Origin of the sequence: Pseudomonas sp. PS01298, assembly GCF_029959745.1 — a bacterium.
Classification (GTDB): Bacteria; Pseudomonadota; Gammaproteobacteria; order Pseudomonadales; family Pseudomonadaceae; genus Aquipseudomonas; species Aquipseudomonas aylmerensis.
Window position 1 is genome coordinate 1 of record NZ_JASCPP010000060.1, and the last position, 17,597, is coordinate 17,597.

The 17,597-nt window shown below is 62.7% G+C and carries 13 protein-coding genes; 8 read left to right on the top strand and 5 right to left on the bottom strand.

Annotation, left to right across the window (positions count from 1 at the left end; all coding sequences use genetic code 11):
• Window positions 1-181: 181 nt before the first annotated feature.
• The 3 genes from QMX97_RS19895 to QMX97_RS19905 are packed head-to-tail and all read right to left on the bottom strand — an operon-like array spanning window position 182 to window position 1,556.
• Window positions 182-397, bottom strand: coding sequence for a DUF1289 domain-containing protein (locus tag QMX97_RS19895; RefSeq protein ID WP_201145823.1), 216 nt, complete (start codon window positions 395-397; stop codon window positions 182-184).
• On the bottom strand, window positions 394-918 hold the full coding sequence (locus QMX97_RS19900; protein WP_065908687.1) for a gamma carbonic anhydrase family protein: 525 nt from the start codon (window positions 916-918) through the stop codon (window positions 394-396). The genes QMX97_RS19895 and QMX97_RS19900 overlap by 4 nt, the downstream gene beginning before the upstream one ends.
• A gap of 35 nt (window positions 919-953) precedes the next feature.
• Window positions 954-1,556, bottom strand: coding sequence for a CoA pyrophosphatase (locus tag QMX97_RS19905; RefSeq protein ID WP_016971944.1), 603 nt, complete (start codon window positions 1,554-1,556; stop codon window positions 954-956).
• A 146-nt stretch (window positions 1,557-1,702) separates the two neighbouring features.
• On the opposite strand from QMX97_RS19905, the gene QMX97_RS19910 reads away from it, so the two are divergent.
• From QMX97_RS19910 to nagE, 7 genes are all read left to right on the top strand, one after another.
• Complete coding sequence (locus QMX97_RS19910) at window positions 1,703-2,251, top strand: NUDIX hydrolase (protein ID WP_065908685.1); 549 nt, start codon at window positions 1,703-1,705, stop codon at window positions 2,249-2,251.
• 37 nt (window positions 2,252-2,288) lie between these two features.
• Entirely contained in the window at window positions 2,289-2,792 is a 504-nt protein-coding gene (locus tag QMX97_RS19915) for a L,D-transpeptidase family protein (RefSeq protein ID WP_065908683.1), read from the top strand.
• 263 nt (window positions 2,793-3,055) lie between these two features.
• Entirely contained in the window at window positions 3,056-3,814 is a 759-nt protein-coding gene (locus QMX97_RS19920; RefSeq protein WP_065908681.1) for a GntR family transcriptional regulator, read from the top strand.
• Between the two features lie 10 nt (window positions 3,815-3,824).
• Entirely contained in the window at window positions 3,825-4,931 is a 1,107-nt protein-coding gene (gene nagA, locus QMX97_RS19925; RefSeq protein WP_065908679.1) for an N-acetylglucosamine-6-phosphate deacetylase, read from the top strand.
• Complete coding sequence (locus QMX97_RS19930; RefSeq protein WP_262135502.1) at window positions 4,912-5,934, top strand: SIS domain-containing protein; 1,023 nt, start codon at window positions 4,912-4,914, stop codon at window positions 5,932-5,934. The genes nagA and QMX97_RS19930 overlap by 20 nt, the downstream gene beginning before the upstream one ends.
• 29 nt (window positions 5,935-5,963) lie before the next feature.
• Entirely contained in the window at window positions 5,964-8,474 is a 2,511-nt protein-coding gene (gene ptsP, locus QMX97_RS19935; RefSeq protein ID WP_282397451.1) for a phosphoenolpyruvate--protein phosphotransferase, read from the top strand.
• Between the two features lie 26 nt (window positions 8,475-8,500).
• Entirely contained in the window at window positions 8,501-10,207 is a 1,707-nt protein-coding gene (nagE, locus tag QMX97_RS19940; protein ID WP_282397452.1) for an N-acetylglucosamine-specific PTS transporter subunit IIBC, read from the top strand.
• A 245-nt stretch (window positions 10,208-10,452) separates the two neighbouring features.
• Here the strand turns inward: nagE and QMX97_RS19945 are convergent, their stop codons facing one another.
• Window positions 10,453-10,905, bottom strand: coding sequence for a hypothetical protein (locus QMX97_RS19945; RefSeq protein WP_065908670.1), 453 nt, complete (start codon window positions 10,903-10,905; stop codon window positions 10,453-10,455).
• Window positions 10,889-11,527: a DUF6036 family nucleotidyltransferase gene (locus tag QMX97_RS19950; RefSeq protein WP_065908668.1), complete on the bottom strand. Its 639-nt coding sequence runs from the start codon at window positions 11,525-11,527 to the stop codon at window positions 10,889-10,891. The genes QMX97_RS19945 and QMX97_RS19950 overlap by 17 nt, the downstream gene beginning before the upstream one ends.
• A gap of 290 nt (window positions 11,528-11,817) precedes the next feature.
• Between QMX97_RS19950 and QMX97_RS19955 the strand changes: the two genes are divergently transcribed.
• Complete coding sequence (locus QMX97_RS19955) at window positions 11,818-17,550, top strand: membrane-targeted effector domain-containing toxin (RefSeq protein ID WP_282397453.1); 5,733 nt, start codon at window positions 11,818-11,820, stop codon at window positions 17,548-17,550.
• Window positions 17,551-17,597 lie beyond the last annotated feature (47 nt).

The following is a 17,597-nucleotide window of genomic DNA, read 5'->3' on the forward strand; positions in this document are numbered from 1 at the left end:
GCGTTGGGGTGCGCAGCAGCCCTGAAACCTGCACCGCGGTTCTTCTGATGTAACGCGGCGCGTCTATTGGGGCTGCTGCGCAGCCCAACGCGGGGCAAGCCCGCTCGCCACAAGAAGCTCGCTCACCACAAGAAGCTCGTTCGTCACAACAGTCCACAGCGCAGAGGCCACCGCAAACACTTCAGCCGCCGGACTGCCCCGGGAGCATCCACACCAACCCACTCGCCTTCGCCCGCTCATGGCACAACCCCAGCACCACCCGGCGCTCGGCGTTGTCCATGCGGCTCCAGCGCGTGATTTCATCCACGGTGCGCTGGCAGCCGGTGCAGATGTCGTCGTCATCCAGCGCGCAAATGCTCACGCACGGCGAGGCGACGGGGCGTTCTATCGGGTTCATGCGTCCTGCTCGGCCAGGTCTCGCGCGTAACGCTGCGCGTTATGCACATAGTGCGCGGCGCTGGCTTCGAGCATGCGCTTCTGGGCGTCGGTGAGTTCACGCACCACCTTGCCCGGCGAGCCCATCACCAGCGAGCCATCGGGAATTTCCTTGCCTTCGCCGATCAGCGAATTGGCGCCGATGATGCAGTGCTTGCCGATCTTGGCGCCGTTGAGGATCACCGCATTGATGCCGATCAGGCTGTAGTCGTCGACGGTGCAGCCGTGCAGCATGGCGTTATGGCCGATGGTCACGCCGGTGCCCAGGGTCAATGGGTAACCCATGTCGGTGTGCATCACGCTGCCGTCCTGCACGTTGCTGTTCTTGCCGATCAGGATCAGTTCGTTGTCGCCACGCAATACCGCGTTGAACCAGACGTTGGCGCCCTCCTCCAGCTTGACCTTGCCCACCAGCGTGGCATTCGGGGCCACCCAGCTGTGTGGGTGCGTCTCGACGCGGGCATCGCCCAGGCGGTATTTCATGGTGTGTCCTCACGGCCGGCCATTCAAGCGATGGCTTAGATATTGATGAAGCTCTTGGGTGGCTGGTGCAGGCTGATCTTGGCGTCGTCATAGAGCAGATTGATCAGCTCCACGATCATGATCGCCGTCAGCCCCCAGATCTTGTATTCGCCGAACCGATAGCTGGGCACATACCAACTGCGGCCCTGGTAATCGATTCTGTGGGTATGTTCGCGCGGGTCCTGTCGGAAAAAGTCCAACGGCACGCTGAAAACGGCAGCAATCTCGGCATCGTTGGCCAGGTATTCAACGTAATCGGGGATAACCCCTACATAGGGCGTGACCCGAATGCCATGCAAGGAAATCAGCGGGCTCAGCGGGCCGATCACCTCGACCAGGCCGGGCGGCAGGCCGATTTCTTCTTCGGCTTCACGCAGGGCGGTGAAGATCAGGTCCGGGTCTTCGGGGTCGCGACGCCCGCCGGGAAAGGCCACTTCGCCACCGTGGGTCGACAGGCCGCTGGCGCGCAGGGTCAGGATCAGCTCAGGTTCGTCACTGCGGGTAATCGGCACCAGCACCGCGGCCTCGGGGAAACGCCCGTCAGTCTCCAGCGTATGGGGTGTGTGATTGCTTACCCGGCGAAGTAGCTCGTCCAGCATGAGTCATCTCGGTCTGTTGGCTACCTTGCATCATGCACCAAAGCGTGCGGGTGCCCAACCCCAAAACCCGCGCGGTGTCGCTAAACGACAACTTGCAGGGCCCTGCCGGCCACGCCAAGATAGACGCACTTTCCAGGAACCCCAGCATGAACTTCTGCAGCCAGTGCGGTAAACCGGTTACCCAACGCATTCCCGAAGGCGACGCACGCCTGCGTTTTGTGTGTGATCACTGCTCGACCATTCACTACCAGAACCCCAATATCGTCGCCGGCACCGTACCGGTGTGGGGCGATAAGGTGCTGCTGTGCCGCCGCGCCATCGAGCCGCGCCTGGGGTACTGGACCCTGCCGGCCGGCTTCATGGAAAACGGCGAGACCGTGGAACAGGCGGCCATGCGCGAAACCCTCGAAGAAGCCTGCGCCCGTGTGCGCAACCTGAGCATCTACACGCTGATCGACGTGCCGCACATCAGCCAGGTGCATATCTTCTACCGCGCCGAACTGGTTGACCTGGACTTCGCCGCCGGCCCCGAAAGCCTTGAAGTGCAGTTGTTCGACGAAGCCGACATCCCTTGGTCCGAGCTGGCTTTCCGCACGGTCGGGCGTACCTTAGAATGCTTTTTCGCTGACCGCCGCCAACAGGCGTTCCCGGTGCGCAGCGAGTCTGTGCCACCGCTGTCAAAGCCCGCCCAATAACCATCCGGCAGATCGTCGCCCAAGGGATACCGTTTCAATGCGTTGGTTGCTTGCTCTGATCTGCCTGTCGTTCGCTACGCTGTGCTGCGCCTCCACCCTGGAAACCCTGGACGGCAAACCTGTCGAAAAAGTCCTGGTGCTCAAATCCGCCCATCAGTTGCAACTGATCAACGACGGCAAGCCCCTCAAGACCTACCGCATCTCGCTCGGCAAAAACCCCAAGGGCACCAAGTTGTTCGAAGGCGACCGCCGCACGCCCGAAGGCTTCTACTGGATCGACTGGCGCAAGACCAGCGACCGCTTCAACCTGGCCATGCACATTTCCTACCCCAATATCAGCGACTCGGCCCGCGCCCGCCGCGAGGGCGTGAAGCCCGGCAGCATGATCATGATCCACGGCACGCCCGACAGCGAAGACTACCCCGAGCAGTGGTTCCACACCCTGGACTGGACCGACGGCTGCATCGGCATGCGCAACGTCGACATGCGCGAAGTCTGGAACCTGGTCAAGGACGGCACCATGATCGAGATTCGGCCGTAATCCTCGACCGCCGGTAAAATAATTCGAAAATAATTCCTGCCCTGCGCAGCCCCCTGCCGGTGAATACCAGTTCACCGCGCGGGCTGTGCACTTCTGCGCGCCCTAAAGACCTCTCTAATACCACTTGATACCACGCACCCTTAAGGTGCCCTGAAACCGGCACTTGCACCGTTTTGGCAGCATTGACATGGTATTTAAGTGGTATTAGCTTCCGGCCAATACCGGGCGACAACACTCCAATAACCGCATCGGAAACCTTAACGATGAACCCCATCCTGACGCTGCGTCCCGACGACAAACAATCCACGCCGCTGTACCTGCAACTGGCGCGCAACCTGGAAGCGGCGATTCACGCCGGCCAGTGGAAATCCGAGCAGGCGTTGCCCTCGGAGCGTGCCCTCAGCGAGCAGTTGAGCATTTCGCGGGTCACCGCCCGCAAGGCGCTGGAAGTGCTGTTTACCCAAGGCCTGATTCGCCGCAGCCAGGGCTCCGGCACGTTTATCACGCCACGCCTGGAACAGCCGCTGTCGCGCCTGTCGGGCTTCAGCGAGATGTTGCGTCTCAAGGGGTTTGTGCCCACCTCACAGTGGCTGGAGCGCGACATCACCCCGCCGACTCACGAAGAACTGATCCGCCTGGGCCTGTCGCCGACCGACAAGGTCGCGCGGCTCAAACGCCTGCGCAAGGCCGATGATACGGTCATGGCAATCGAAATGACGGCAATGCCCGCCTCCGTGCTGCCACAGCCGCAGGCCATCGGCAACTCGTTGTACGAATACCTCGAAGGCATCGGCAAACCCGTCGTCCGCGCCTTGCAACACATCCAGGCGATCAACGCCTCGGACGAGTTCGCCAAGCTGGTGGGCATCGCCCCCGGCACCGCCATGCTGCTAATGACCCGGGTCGGCTACACCGCCGACAACACGCCGATCGAAATCACCGACACCTACTGCCGCAATGACTACTACGACTTTGTCGCAGAGCTGCGCCGCTATGACTTCGCCGCCGAGCTGCGGCCTTAGAGAACTGCCCATGTCCGAAGACAATATCCTCACGCCCCACGGCTGGATGCGCGGCCGCCTGGTGCACGAGCACGGCAAGGTCACCGCCATTGAAGGCGTGCCTTGCGACCCTGCCGACAACGAACTGCCCTACCTGCTGCCGGGCTTTATCGACCTGCATGTGCACGGCGGTGGCGGCAAGGACATCATGGAAGGTGCCGACGCCTTCGAGACCATCACCCGCACCCACGTGCGCTTTGGCACCACCTCGCTGCTGGCCACCACCATGACCGCACCGGTGGATGAAATCTCCAGCGTGCTCGGTCAGCTCGGCACCTTCTGCGAGCAGCGTCCTACAGGCAGCGCCCGTGTCCTCGGTGTGCACCTGGAAGGGCCCTACATCAATCCCGGAAAACTCGGCGCACAACCCAACTTCGCCCACACCGCATTGATGGAAGAAGTGGAAGCCTACCTGCGCCTGGCGCCGATCCGGGTGATCACCATCGCCCCGGAAATCGCCGGGCATGACGGCCTGATCCGTGCCCTCAGCCAACGCGGGGTGCGCATGCAGATCGGCCACACGCTGGGCAGCTACGAAGAAGGCGTCGCCGCCCTCGCCGCCGGCGCCACCAGTTTCACGCATCTGTATAACGCCATGAGCCCGCTGCATCACCGCGAGCCGGGCATCGTCGGCGCCGCGCTGGCACACGCGCAATATGCCGAACTGATCCCGGACTTGCTGCACGTGCACCCCGGTGCCATGCGCGTCGCCCTGCGTTCGATCCCATGCCTGTACTGCGTCACCGACTCCACCGCCGCCGCCGGCATGCCAGATGGCGAATACAAGCTGGGCAGCCACACCGTGACCAAGTGCCTGGGCGGCGTACGCCTGGCCGACGGCACCCTGGCCGGGAGCACCCTGACCATGGACCAGGCGCTGCGCAACCTGGTGAAGATCGGCCTGCCTATCAGCGAAGCCTCACAACGCCTGTCGCAATTTCCTGCGGACTACCTGGGCCTGGAAGAACGCGGCCGCCTGCAACCCGGCAGCTTCGCCGACTGCGTACGCCTGGACCGCTCCCTGCACCTCACCGACGTCATGGTCGAAGGAGAAACCATTGTCTTCAAAAATGCTTGAAGAGGCCCTGGCCTCCCGCGATGCCGTTGCGGCGCAACTGCAACGCCTGGACCCGCTGCTGGAAGAAATCGCCGGCCGCCTGCGTCGCCAGCCGCCGCAAGTGGCGATGACCATCGCGCGCGGCAGTTCGGACCACGCCGCCAGTTACTTCGCCTACCTGGCCATGCAGCACGTGGGCATCCCGGTGGCATCGTTGCCGATGTCGGTGGTGACCCTGTTGCAGGCGCCCTTGAAAGTCAGCGGCCAGGTGGCGTTCGGCTTCTCGCAATCGGGGCAAAGTCCGGACCTGGTCAACAGCCTGCGCCTGCTGCGCAAGCGGGGAGCCTTGAGCATTTCGCTGGTGAACGCCGAAGACTCGCCGCTGGAGGCTGCGTGTGAATTCCACGTGCCGCTGTGCGCCGGGCCGGAACTGAGTGTCGCCGCGACCAAAAGCTTTATCGCCACCCTCAGCGCCAGCGCGCAGTTGATTGGCCACTGGAACCAGGAAGCCGATTTGCTCCAGGCCTGCCGTGCCCTGCCCGAAGGCCTGAGCGAAGCCGCCGGGCAGGATTGGCGCCCCGCCATCGACGCCCTGCGCGACTGCCAGCAATTGATGGTGATCGGCCGTGGCGCCGGGTTTGCCATCGCGCAGGAGGCCGCGCTCAAGCTCAAGGAAACCTCGGCGATCCAGGCCGAAGCCTTCAGCAGCGCCGAAGTGCGCCACGGGCCGATGGCCTTGATCGATGAAGACTACCCCTTGCTGGTATTCGCCCCACGCGGCGCCGAGCAGGCCGGCCTGTTGAGCCTGGCCGCCGATATGCGCCAGCGCGGCGCCCGCGTGCTGTTGGCCGCACCGGACGATATCGCCGAGCGTGACCTGACCTTGAGCCGCGCCGAACACCCGAGCCTGGACCCGATCCTGGCGATCCAGAGCTTTTACGTGATGGCCGCCGGCCTGGCTGAAGCGCGGGGCATGGACCCGGACCAGCCGCGTCACCTGAGCAAAGTTACCCGCACTCACTGAGTCGCGTTTTCCTGATGAGTACCGTGCCCATGTCCTACAACAATAATGAATTGACCCTTAGCGCCCCACTCAGTGGTCCGCTGCTGACCCTGGGCAACGTTCCCGACGAAGTGTTCGCCAGCGGCGCCATGGGCGACGGTATCGCCATCGATCCGCTCAATGATTGCCTGCACGCGCCCTGCGATGGCGAGATCATTCATGTCGCCCGCACCGGGCACGCGCTGACGATCCGCGCGCAAAACGGTGCCGAGTTGCTGATGCACGTGGGCATCGACACCGTGGAACTCAACGGCGAAGGTTTTGCCTTGCTGGTCAAGCAAGGGGCACGGGTCAGCAGTGGCCAGGCTTTGGTGCAGTTCGACCTGGACCGCATTGCGCGCCAGTGCAAGAGCCTGGTCAGCTTGATTATCCTGACCAATGGCGAGCGCTTCGAATTGCGTCCGGTGGCCGCGCAAAGCGTCAGAGTCGGCGAACCGTTGCTGCACGTGATACCGCGCTCAACCGCACCGGGCCAAACCGCTGTGGATAACTCATTGACTGAAGCCAGCGCGAGCGTGCGCATCACCCATCGCGGCGGCCTGCACGCACGGCCGGCGGCGCTGATCCGCAAAACCGCCGAGGGCTTCAGCAGCCAGGCGCAGTTGCATTTCGGCGCCAAGTCGGCCGCCTGCAACAGTTTGATCGGCGTGTTGGGCCTGGGGGTCGGCGAAGGCGACGAGGTGCGCGTGACGTGCCGCGGCAAAGACGCCGAGGCCGCGTTGCAGGCGCTGGTCGCGGCGCTGTCAGTCGCGGTCAAGGAGGCCCCTCCAGCGCCGCTCGTCGCGGCGCCACGGCGGGCGAATACCGAAGCCGGTGTATTGCAAGGCGTGTGCGCAGCACCCGGGCTGGTCTGTGGCCCACTGTTCCACCTGGCGGGTATCGAGCTGCCGGCAGACCCCGGCCAGCATCGCGCCGACGAACAACTGCAACGCCTGGACGCGGCCCTGGAGCAGGTGCGCGGCGAAATCCGCAAGACCCTGGACCACGCCCGGCAACGCCAGGCCGTCGAGGAAGAAGAGATCTTCGCCGCCCACCTAGCCCTGCTGGAAGACCCGACCCTGCTGGAAGCCGCCACCGCAGCCATCGAACAGGGCAGCGCCGCCACCCATGCCTGGCGTGATGCAATCCAGGCGCAATGCGCAGTGTTGCTGGCCTTGGGCAAACCGCTGTTCGCCGAGCGCGCCAATGACCTGCGCGACCTGCAGCAGCGGGTCCTGCGCGCGCTGCTCGGCGAAGCCTGGCACGTCGAATTGCCCGCCGGGGCGATTGTCAGCGCGCACGAACTGACACCGTCGGACTTGCTGCAACTGAGCGCGCAAAACGCGGCCGGTATCTGCATGGCCGAAGGTGGCGCCACCTCCCATGTGGCGATCCTTGCGCGGGGCAAAGGCCTGCCGTGTGTGGTCGCGTTAGGGGCAGAAGTGCTCGATGTGCCGCAAGGCCAGCGCGTGGTGCTCGACGCTGGCAACGGCCGCCTGGAACTGGCGCCCAGCGAAGCGCGCCACGCCGAAGTGCACCAGATTCGCGACGTGCAGCAACGCCGTCGCCAGCAGCAACAGGCCCAGGCCGGGCAACCGGCACACACCCTCGATGGCGTGAGCATCGAGGTAGCGGCCAATGTCGCCTCCAGCGCCGAGGCCCAACTGGCCTTTGCGAACGGCGCCGACGGCGTCGGCCTGCTGCGCACCGAATTCCTCTTCGTCGACCGCCGCACTGCGCCGGATGAACAGGAACAGCGCCAGGCCTATCAAGCCGTGCTGGATGCGATGGGCGACAAGTCGGTGATCATCCGCACCATCGACGTCGGCGGTGACAAGCAGCTCGACTACCTGCCGCTGCCTGTCGAGGCCAACCCGGTGCTGGGCCTGCGCGGGATTCGCATGGCCCAGCTGCGCCCGGAATTGCTCGACCAGCAGCTGCGCGCGTTGCTGCAAGTCAGTCCGCTGGAGCGCTGCCGCATCCTGCTGCCGATGGTCAGCGAGGTCGACGAACTGCTGCAGATCCGCCAGCGCCTGGATGAGCTGTGCGCTGAGCTGGAACTGACCCAACGCCCGGAGCTGGGGGTCATGATCGAAGTGCCCGCCGCCGCGCTGATGGCCGAGCAGTTGGCCAAGCATGCGGACTTTCTGTCCATCGGCACCAATGACCTGTCCCAGTACACCCTGGCCATGGACCGCGACCACGCCGGCCTCGCCGCGCGGGTCGATGCCTTGCACCCGGCCTTGCTGCGGTTGATCCACCAGACGTGTGTTGGCGCCGCCAAGCATGGGCGTTGGGTTGGGGTGTGTGGCGCCCTGGCATCCGACCCGCTGGCGACGCCGGTACTGGTCGGCCTGGGGGTCAGCGAGCTGTCGGTGAGCGCGCCGCAAATCGGAGAAATCAAGGACCGTGTCCGTCACCTGGACGCGGCGCAATGCCGGCAACTGAGCCAAGGGCTGCTCGACCTGAGCAGCGCCAGGGCGGTTCGCCAAGCCTGTCAACACCACTGGCCGCTGAGCTGACAACAACAAGAAAAAGGAGACCCGCCATGTACCAATTATTCATCGAAGGGCTGCAACGCCTGGGCCGCGCGCTGATGCTGCCCATCGCCATCTTGCCGATTGCCGGCCTGCTGCTGCGCCTGGGTGACACCGACCTGTTGAACATCGCCGTCATGCACGATGCCGGGCAGGCAATCTTCGCCAACCTGGCGCTGATCTTCGCCATCGGCATCGCCGTGGGCTTTGCCCGCGACAACAACGGCACCGCCGGGCTGGCCGGAGCCATTGGCTACCTGGTGATGGTCTCCACGCTCAAGGTGATGGACTCAACCATCAACATGGGCATGCTCGCCGGTATCGCCAGCGGGCTGATGGCCGGTGCGCTGTATAACCGCTTCAAGGACATCAAGCTGCCGGAGTACCTGGCGTTCTTCGGCGGGCGACGGTTCGTGCCGATTGTCACCGGGTTTTCGGCGGTGGCCCTGGGAGTGATCTTTGGCCTGATCTGGCCGCCAATCCAGCACGGCATCAACAGCTTCGGCGTGCTGCTGATGGAAAGCGGCAGCTTCGGCGCGTTTGTGTTTGGCGTGTTCAACCGCCTGCTGATCGTCACCGGCCTGCACCATATCCTCAACAACATGGCGTGGTTTGTGTTCGGCAGCTTTACCGACCCGGTAACCGGCGCGGTGGTCACCGGCGACCTGACCCGCTACTTTGCCGGCGACCCCAAAGGCGGCCAGTTCATGACCGGCATGTTCCCGGTGATGCTGTTCGGCCTGCCCGCCGCGTGCCTGGCGATGTACCGCAACGCCCTGCCGGAGCGGCGCAAAGTGATGGGCGGGATTTTCCTGTCGATGGCGCTGACCTCGTTCCTCACCGGCGTGACCGAGCCGATTGAATTCGCCTTCATGTTCCTGGCGCCGTTCCTGTACCTGATCCACGCGCTGCTCACCGGCCTGTCGATGGCGCTGACCAATATGTTGAATATCCACCTGGGCTTCACATTCTCCGGTGGGTTTATCGACATGGTGCTGGGCTGGGGCAAATCCACCAATGGCTGGCTGGTGGTCCCGGTTGGCCTGGCATATGCCGCGATCTACTACAGCGTCTTCAGTTACTGCATCCGCCGCTTCAACCTGAAAACACCGGGCCGCGAGGATATCCAGGTGGCGCAGGCTGAAGCGATGACTGACAACCAGCGCGCCACGGCTTATATCCAGGCCTTGGGCGGCGCGGCGAACCTGCTCAGCGTGGGCGCCTGCACCACGCGCCTGCGGTTGGACATGGTCGACCGCAACAAAGCCGTGGATGCCGAGTTGAAAGCCCTGGGGGCGATGGCCGTCGTGCGGCCTGGCAATGGGGGCAGCCTGCAAGTGGTGGTCGGGCCACTGGCTGACAGCATTGCCGATGAAATTCGGCTGGCCATGCCATCGTTTGTGGCCAGCGCACCGGCGGCAGTGGCGCCTGTGGATAAGTCTGTCGCCGTGAATGTGCAGGAAGCCGAGCAATGGCTGAGCGCACTCGGCGGTCGCACGAATGTGCGCCAGCTGGAAGCGGTGGCGATGACCCGGCTGCGGGTGGAACTGGGCGATGATTCGGAGTTGTCCGAAGCTCAACTGACGGCGCTCGGGTGCCAGGGGGTGAGCCAGCTGGACAGCGGTGTGTGGCACCTGCTGATTGGCGACAAGGCGTCGGGCTTGAGCGAGGCACTTGAACGGCTGGTCAATGCCCGCGAGGTCGGCGCCAAGGTATAGCGCAGCGGTGGCAGTGCGGGCCATTCGCGGGCAAGCCCGCTCCCACAGTTGATCGGTGCCCGACCGGGCAATGCGGTCGGAGCGGGCTTGCAGTCGCGGTCGCTGAATGTGCAGCGACTGCAGAAGATGCGTGAGGCGGGCTCCGACGGACAACCCGAAAGGTTTGTGGAAAATCTCCGAAAACTGGAGATATCACAGACGGCAAAAACCCGACTTAAGTCGGGTTCTTTGATAGCGATTCATGCCTAAGCAGATACCGAACGTTGCTCGGCTTCGTAATGGCGGGTCTGAAAAGGCATTAACGCTTGAGCCTTCAATCCCAGCCCTTCACTCAAACCCCACGACACCGCCAACTCATCGCGGCGACTGCCAAGCGCAACAGTACCCTGCCGTTTTACCTCTTGTTTGGACGCAGCAGCCTGAAAAAGCTCAAGCACCTTCAGCACTTCGACTACCCGACTGTCTGTCGCACACGAAAAGCGCGTGAAACGCTCCAGCAAATAACCTGCGCGACGAAGCTCCACCTCACTGGAGTGTACTTCCAGAAACGCCTTTACCTCTCCCACAAGACTAGTGTCTGAATACCAAACCGCTTTTGCCGCGCAGACAAGGGCACTGTCATCAGCCTGATTCAGCGGACTTTTGACCAGCATATCCAAGGCATCGGAGAGGACAGGACCGTTAATAGGCTTCATCAACTTCAGTTTCCAGGTAATCGTGCAAGATATTGGTCAGTACAGAGGCAGGTGGTTCCTTGTTGCCAACATACATATCAATTGCCTGCAATGCCAGCCGACGGAACTCAGTGGTCACAATGAACCCAGCCCTGAGCAGGGCCATGATGTCGCCTACATCCTGATCAGTAGCTCGACCCAGCTTGGAGATCGCAATGTCGATAGGTGCAGCAATATGCAGATGCAGTGCAGACTCAGCAGTAAACTCTGCCAGGGGAATACTTCGCTCCCAATAATCCTCGTGAAGCGGACCAAAGCCGGTGTTGTATTGAAGGTCGTAATTGAGCTCCATGACACGGCCAGACTGCTCGTCGAAAAATTGCTCTGGAAACTCTGCCAGTAACGTCTGCAGGCGCAACTTGTGGTGAATATTCGTGCAATAAATCTCCGCATCAACGTCCGTGGATACACGGTGGTGGGTATATAGGTGGACAGCACAGCCACCGAACACGATGACCTTGACTGCTCCTGGCTTTGCTCCCTCAAGGATCAATTCCACTTCAATGGATTTGAACATTGAAATCAGTGCTTGTCCGAGTGAGCTACTCGTATTGAGGCGCGGAGCGACAACATAAGGGGTTTCCATTTCTTGAATCTCAAGCCAGTGCAACACTGCTGAACGGGCCTTGAACTCAAATCCCGATCACTGAATGGTCAGTGACCAACAAAGGCTATTCAGCAGAGTTCCGAGGGACAACCCGAAAGGTTTGTGGGAAATCTCCGAGACTCGCTGTGTTCAACCCGCCGCGCTATCCATGAACGCCGGGCAAGTCACCAGGATGTGTCGGCACCTGCCTGCGCTAGTTATCTACCGCCTGGTCAACTTCCCGCCTGCGCATGCTGAGGGTTCTTACCCCCAGCATGGAGAGCGTGCCTGTGAGCACCACACCCCAGACCTTTGAAGGCATCAAGGGCCACCTCAACCAGATCGGGCATCACTTGCTCCAGGTCGAGTCGCCGTTAGTCCCCGAACACACGCCGTCCGCAGCCCTGGCTTATCTGGAGCGCGTCAATCGGATCCTGACGAATTACCGCCAGCAATTCCTGGCCAAGAGCCGGCCCCTCTATCAAGGACTGACGTCAAGCAATCTGCCCACCCAAGTGACGGCGCTCAAGACCACACTGAACGCTCACCTGCTGCACCTCGATCGCTATGAGCAAATCGATGGCAAGCCCCTTAAATCCTTCATGACGTTTGACGCCGGGTACACGGCGCTGGCCAACGAAACGGCGCTGAGTGCCGAGGACCGCCTGCTGCATCCGCAGCAACAGGCCATGCTTGAGCGTGTGCCGCTGGGTATCACGCTGCGCCCAGGCTTGTATGCGTTGAGCTTCAGCTACCAGCAACGCACCGTCGAACTGGCGGGCGCCTTTGTGCTGACGGAAAAATCCAGCCCGCAGGTCGCCGACCTGACATCTGCGCCGCCGGTGGGCGAAGTGATGCTGTACACCCCTGCGCGCGGCATCGAGTGCTTCGGCTCACTGGCGCAGTTGAACAGCCAATGGCTGCAGGCGATGGACGATGCCGAGCAACGGCGCACCTTCATGCACCTGCTGCCCGCGCGCTATGGCGATATCACGCCGGGAGCGATCTGGCCGCTGGCGCTGACGCCGATCAGTGACAAACCGCTGTTTGAACATACCTATGACGCGCTGATCGACAAGCGCACCCAGGACATCGAGCGCGCCTTGAGCCTGGAGGACAACCCCACGCACGATGCCGCCCAACTGATTGACGCACTGGACCGTGCCATCACCGCAGCGTTGCCGGACTTCAACGCACGCCTGGGCTGGCGCGCACGACAGCTACTGGAGCGCTACCTGCGCCAGAGCGCGCCGGATTGGTATCGCAGCGCCAGCGACACCCGTCGCGCCACGCTCGCCACCCACCTGGCAAGTTACAACGAGGCCCGCGAGCAACTGCTCGACCTGCTGGGCCCAGTCACCACACCTGAAGACCTGGCGCGCTACCAATGGCTCGAACGCTTGAGCGATGAACTGGACATCCACGACCTGGCGCCGCAGGACCTGATGGTCAGCACCCGGCGCTACGTCGATCCCATCGGCGAATATGAACACGAGCGCAGCCTGATCGACCTGGCCCTGCGCGGGCTGCAAACCGGCGACGCGCTGGCGGGCTCGGACTTCCTCACCAAAACCACCCTGACCTACCAGGATGCCCCCCTGCCCAAGGCCTACCGGGACCTGACACCTGCTTGGCTGGTGGAGACGCTGGGCACGTTGCAACCGCGTATCGAGTTCGCCGACCTGCAACAACAGATGCATGCCAAACCGGCCGTCAGCCAGGCAATCGAACGGATGCTCGACCAACGCATCAACGCACTGGCGTACACCGCCGTGTTGCAGGGGCATCTCAGTGACGAGGATTACGGGCTGATCACCGACCTGCGCCAGGGCAACGCCCCCCACCTCAGCGCCGCCACACTGTCGCTGCACGAAGCGCAGTTGCAGGACCTGTGGGTGTTGCGCAAAACCGACGCCAGCGGCGCTGTAATCCGCCTGCTGCTGTGCACGCCGCAAGCGCCTCGGGACCAGCAGTTCCTGGGGTTCAACAGTGAGGGCGAGTGCCGAAGCCATATTCTTGGCTGGAGCCTGGACAATGGCACGCGGCATCCGCCAGGCACGCTCACCGACTACCTGATCAAGCGGGTTGCGCTGCGTTTTCGCGCAGCAATGACACACGTATTGACCAGCATGAGCATCGAGCCAGGTGCGCATGAATCCATAGAAATCAGCTTCGGCCACATCGGCAGCCACGCCGCGTGCCTCAAGGCCATGGCGGCGCACGTGCTGGCCACACGGGTCGATGACTATGAATTCAGCACCCCGAACTGGTTCCGCTCCACCAGCATCGACACCCGCCAGAAGCTATTGAAGCTGGTGGAAGACGGCGAGGGCGCGCTGCTCACCTATAACGAGTTTCCGCTGTCTGACGCGAAGTTCCCAAGCTTCAATGATTATCTGCATGAACAGGCCAGACAGCGCCTGAACCTGCTGTTGGGACGCAGGGGCAACGATGTGGACCCCGACACCGTGTGGGCCTTCTCGCCCCCGGCATTGATAGGCTCATCGACCCCTGCGCCCATGACCTACACGCAGCTGTACCGCGACGGTTACGCCGATGGCGTAGGTTTTCTCGACGAGAAATTCTCCCGCTCAGCGCGGTTCAGAGGCCCGAAGGGTGTTGACCTGAGCCCGATCACGGGGCCCACGGGCGCGCTCACGGTGGCACGCTCGGTGACGGGCACCTGGGTCGGCCAACGCTACATCAACAAGGTCAAGGCTCAACTGCTGAACGTCGGCAGTGCGGACTATGACCTGCGACGCAATGCGACCCTGGCCATCACTCAGCGCCAGATGCAGAACGCCGGCCTTGAATGCCGCCTGCAGGGGGAGATCGCCGGAAGTGATTGGGCATGGCTGGAGCGCAGTATCGCCAGCATGGGCGAGACCGCCCCCGCCACGCGCACCACGTATGCGATCCATCGCCTGCTGCTGGATGGCGAATGGGTAATGGGAAATTTCCTCTTCAGCCATCCCGGTTTCCCGACAGTGCTCTACACCCCCAATGCACCGGATGGCATCAGCTTTCGCGAGGCTCGGCAGTTCAACTACCTGCTGAAAAAAATGCCCGCCATGCTCGGTTACTTCACCCAGCGGGTGGGTACCCGATCCCAGGTCAGGGTGCGTGCCTTCCTGGATGCCGCCAAGGCACAACTGCCCGAGGGCCTGAACCGCACCGACATCAGCCCGCCACGCTATGATTCGACCCGCGAGCAAACACCGCTGCAGGATCTGCGCCGGGCCCTGTATGACATGCCGCTGCAGCGCAAGATCGACGACATTGAAGGCACCACGAACAACCGCACCCGAATGGTCACCGGCATCCTGTGGACCTGCGTGGAGTGGGTCACCGCCATCGCCACTGCGCCGTTCCCGACTCTCAGCCTGAGCCTGGGCATGCTGTTGGCATTCAAGGACGGCATGCTGGCCCTGCACGCTTATCAGCAGGGTGACAACGAAGCGGCCGTGGAGCACTTGATCGGTTACGTGCTCAACAGCGCCGGCGCAGCGTTCACCGACCTGCGCCCGGCGCTGGTTTCGCTCAAGCAGCTTGCACGTCCGGGCGTACGCCAAGTCGCCAAAAGCAGCGCGTTGTCGAGCGAGCGGTTGAACCTGGTCGAGCCGCTGCAACCCAAGCCGCCGGCGCCGCAGAACATGCAACCCGTGCTGTTTGACGGTGAAGCCCTGTGGGCGAAAAACACCCCGGACCCGATCGGTCGCTATTTGCTCTACCGGCTCGACCCGGCCACCGGCAAGCTGGTTTCCACCACCCGCGTGGCAGCCCCTGACGCGCAAGGCGTGTGGCGCCGTACCGGGGTCGTCGGTGGCGCGCCCAAATATGAAAGGCTACCCGACACACCGCAGCAGCTCACACCCTATGAGATGCCGGCAAAGTACGCGAGCAAACTGGAGCCGGTCCTCAACCCGCAGGTGCGCGAAGGGATGATGCGCTGGTCTGAATGGAATTTCGACTCGCCGAACGTGATTCTGGGCAGTGCTGCGGTGGAACTCAAACCCCTGCGCACCGCGTACCTGCAACAGGCCGAACGCCTGGCCACGGACGCCGAGGATTTTTTCAAGAACCTCGACCCGCTGCCCGTTCGCGCTGATCCACCGGCGATCGACGCCAGCATGCCGTTCTCGCAACTGCTCGCCAGCGACGCCTTCAGCGCCAACAAGAACCTGGTGATCGGCGCGATACCCGACTCCATCGCCAGCAAACAACTGCTGATCACCCAGATGGACACCTTGATCAGCAAAGGCTTCAAACACCTCTATATCGAGTACCTGCCCACCGATGTCTTCCGCTCGAAACTGCAGAAGCTCAACAGCGGCAAATCCTGGCTACACATCGAAAAGCACCTCAAGGCTGTGGATAAAGCCTTGGGCTTTGCCGAAAACGCCGAGTATTCCTACGTCAGCCTGGTGCGCAAGGCCCAGGAAAAGGGCATGAAGGTCAACGCCCTGGACGCCTCCACGTCTTACCTGCTGGACGATGCCCTGCTGATGGGCGACACCCCACCGACTCTGCCACGCAGCAACAGTGTGAGGAATTTCTACTCCCACAAGGCCATTGAGGCCGATGCGCTCAACGAGCTGGATGAGCGCTGGATAGCCTTGGTGGATCATTCCCGCGTGCGCACGTTCGAGGGCACCCCAGGCCTGGCAGACCTGCAGGACGCCGTCGCACTGCGCGTGGTGGATGTGGCCGCGGATCAGCCTGTCGGCGTGTGGCTCGACGCGCCGGGCGCCATTGCCGGTGACTCGCTGGCCAAAGGCGATTACCGCCTGACCGTGCAGACCCCGTACGCAGCGCCCAAGGCTGCAGCGGCGTCCAGCGCGGTGGCGGATGCGGTGACGCATTACAGCGACTACGACATTGCCCCCGCACTACATGGCAGCATCACCCGCCAGGCCGAGGTGCCGCATGGGCTCAATCCCATCTATGTTCCGCAGAATCCGGCCCATCACGAAGCGTTCCAGGCCTTCAAGGACGCCAGGCATCGCTTGAGTACAGATGCAAAAAACTACCTGGACACCCACGTACCGCCAACCCGGCCAGATCCCGCCATCCTGGCTTCGCCCAAGCCTGCGGAGGCGTTCCTGGACAACCTGCGCCAGAGCGACTTCGCAGGGCTCGTAATCGGTGAGGGTCAAACTGCACGATCCAGCAAGCGGTGGCTGCGCGAGTCGATGGGGAAACTCAAGACGCTGGGATTCAAGACGCTTTACGTGGAGCACCTGCTGACCGATATGCATCAGGCCCAGCTGGATCTGTTCTTGACCACGCAACGGCTTCCGGACGACCTCAAGCGCTACCTCAAACAACTGGATCGGGGTTACATGCCCAATTACAAAGGCAGCGACACCTATACCGAGGTTGTCCAGGCGGCGGCCAGGCACGGCCTGCGCATCCGCGCCCTGGACTGCATCGCCAGTTACAACATCAAGGGGCTGGCGGAGAAAGACCTGGCCCGCAACCGGATGTTCAGCTACTTCGCCTCCAAGGTCATCGCGGCCGACCAGGCGGCGCACGGGCCTCACAAATGGGTCGCCTTCGTTGGCAGCACTCACACCAACATGAACCTGGGCGTTCCGGGCCTGGCGGAACTGCAAGGCGCGGTCAGCCTGCATGTCAGGGATACGGCCCCGGCATTGGCCAAGAACATTCGTCCGGGTGGCTGGGAGACCCTGCACGAGGGCATTAGCCCGAGGGCCTTGCGCGGCGATTTCATACTCGACGCCGGCGTTGCCGGAACCCAGGCTCCAGCCCCCTTTGTGCCTGCGGACAGGTCGCGCTTGAACCGACCCGGCTTGTACCTGATCGAACGCCCGTCGCCGTCACAGAGCAACCTGGTGCATCACTCCCGCAGCGGGGAGATCGTCTCGACACCGATCAAGATCGATAAGGATGGGCTGTTTTATGTCGACCGCTGGGCGCAGATGCAAGGCCAGCGCTTCAGCCACGAAAAGATATTGATCGACGCGTTGCATGTTGAAGTGAGGTTAGTCCCCGCACCGTAAAGTGTCAGCTGCGGCTGGATGACAGCCCACAAAAAACCCGCTGGCCA

Coding starts and splice junctions, on each gene's coding strand:
- nagA (WP_065908679.1), top strand. CDS start 3,825: ATGTCCGAAGACAATATCCTCACGCCCCACGGCTGGATGCGCGGCCGC.
- QMX97_RS19950 (WP_065908668.1), bottom strand. CDS start 11,527: ATGGAAACCCCTTATGTTGTCGCTCCGCGCCTCAATACGAGTAGCTCA.
- QMX97_RS19900 (WP_065908687.1), bottom strand. CDS start 918: ATGAAATACCGCCTGGGCGATGCCCGCGTCGAGACGCACCCACACAGC.
- QMX97_RS19910 (WP_065908685.1), top strand. CDS start 1,703: ATGAACTTCTGCAGCCAGTGCGGTAAACCGGTTACCCAACGCATTCCC.
- QMX97_RS19905 (WP_016971944.1), bottom strand. CDS start 1,556: ATGCTGGACGAGCTACTTCGCCGGGTAAGCAATCACACACCCCATACG.
- QMX97_RS19915 (WP_065908683.1), top strand. CDS start 2,289: ATGCGTTGGTTGCTTGCTCTGATCTGCCTGTCGTTCGCTACGCTGTGC.
- QMX97_RS19920 (WP_065908681.1), top strand. CDS start 3,056: ATGAACCCCATCCTGACGCTGCGTCCCGACGACAAACAATCCACGCCG.
- nagE (WP_282397452.1), top strand. CDS start 8,501: ATGTACCAATTATTCATCGAAGGGCTGCAACGCCTGGGCCGCGCGCTG.
- QMX97_RS19895 (WP_201145823.1), bottom strand. CDS start 397: ATGAACCCGATAGAACGCCCCGTCGCCTCGCCGTGCGTGAGCATTTGC.
- ptsP (WP_282397451.1), top strand. CDS start 5,964: ATGTCCTACAACAATAATGAATTGACCCTTAGCGCCCCACTCAGTGGT.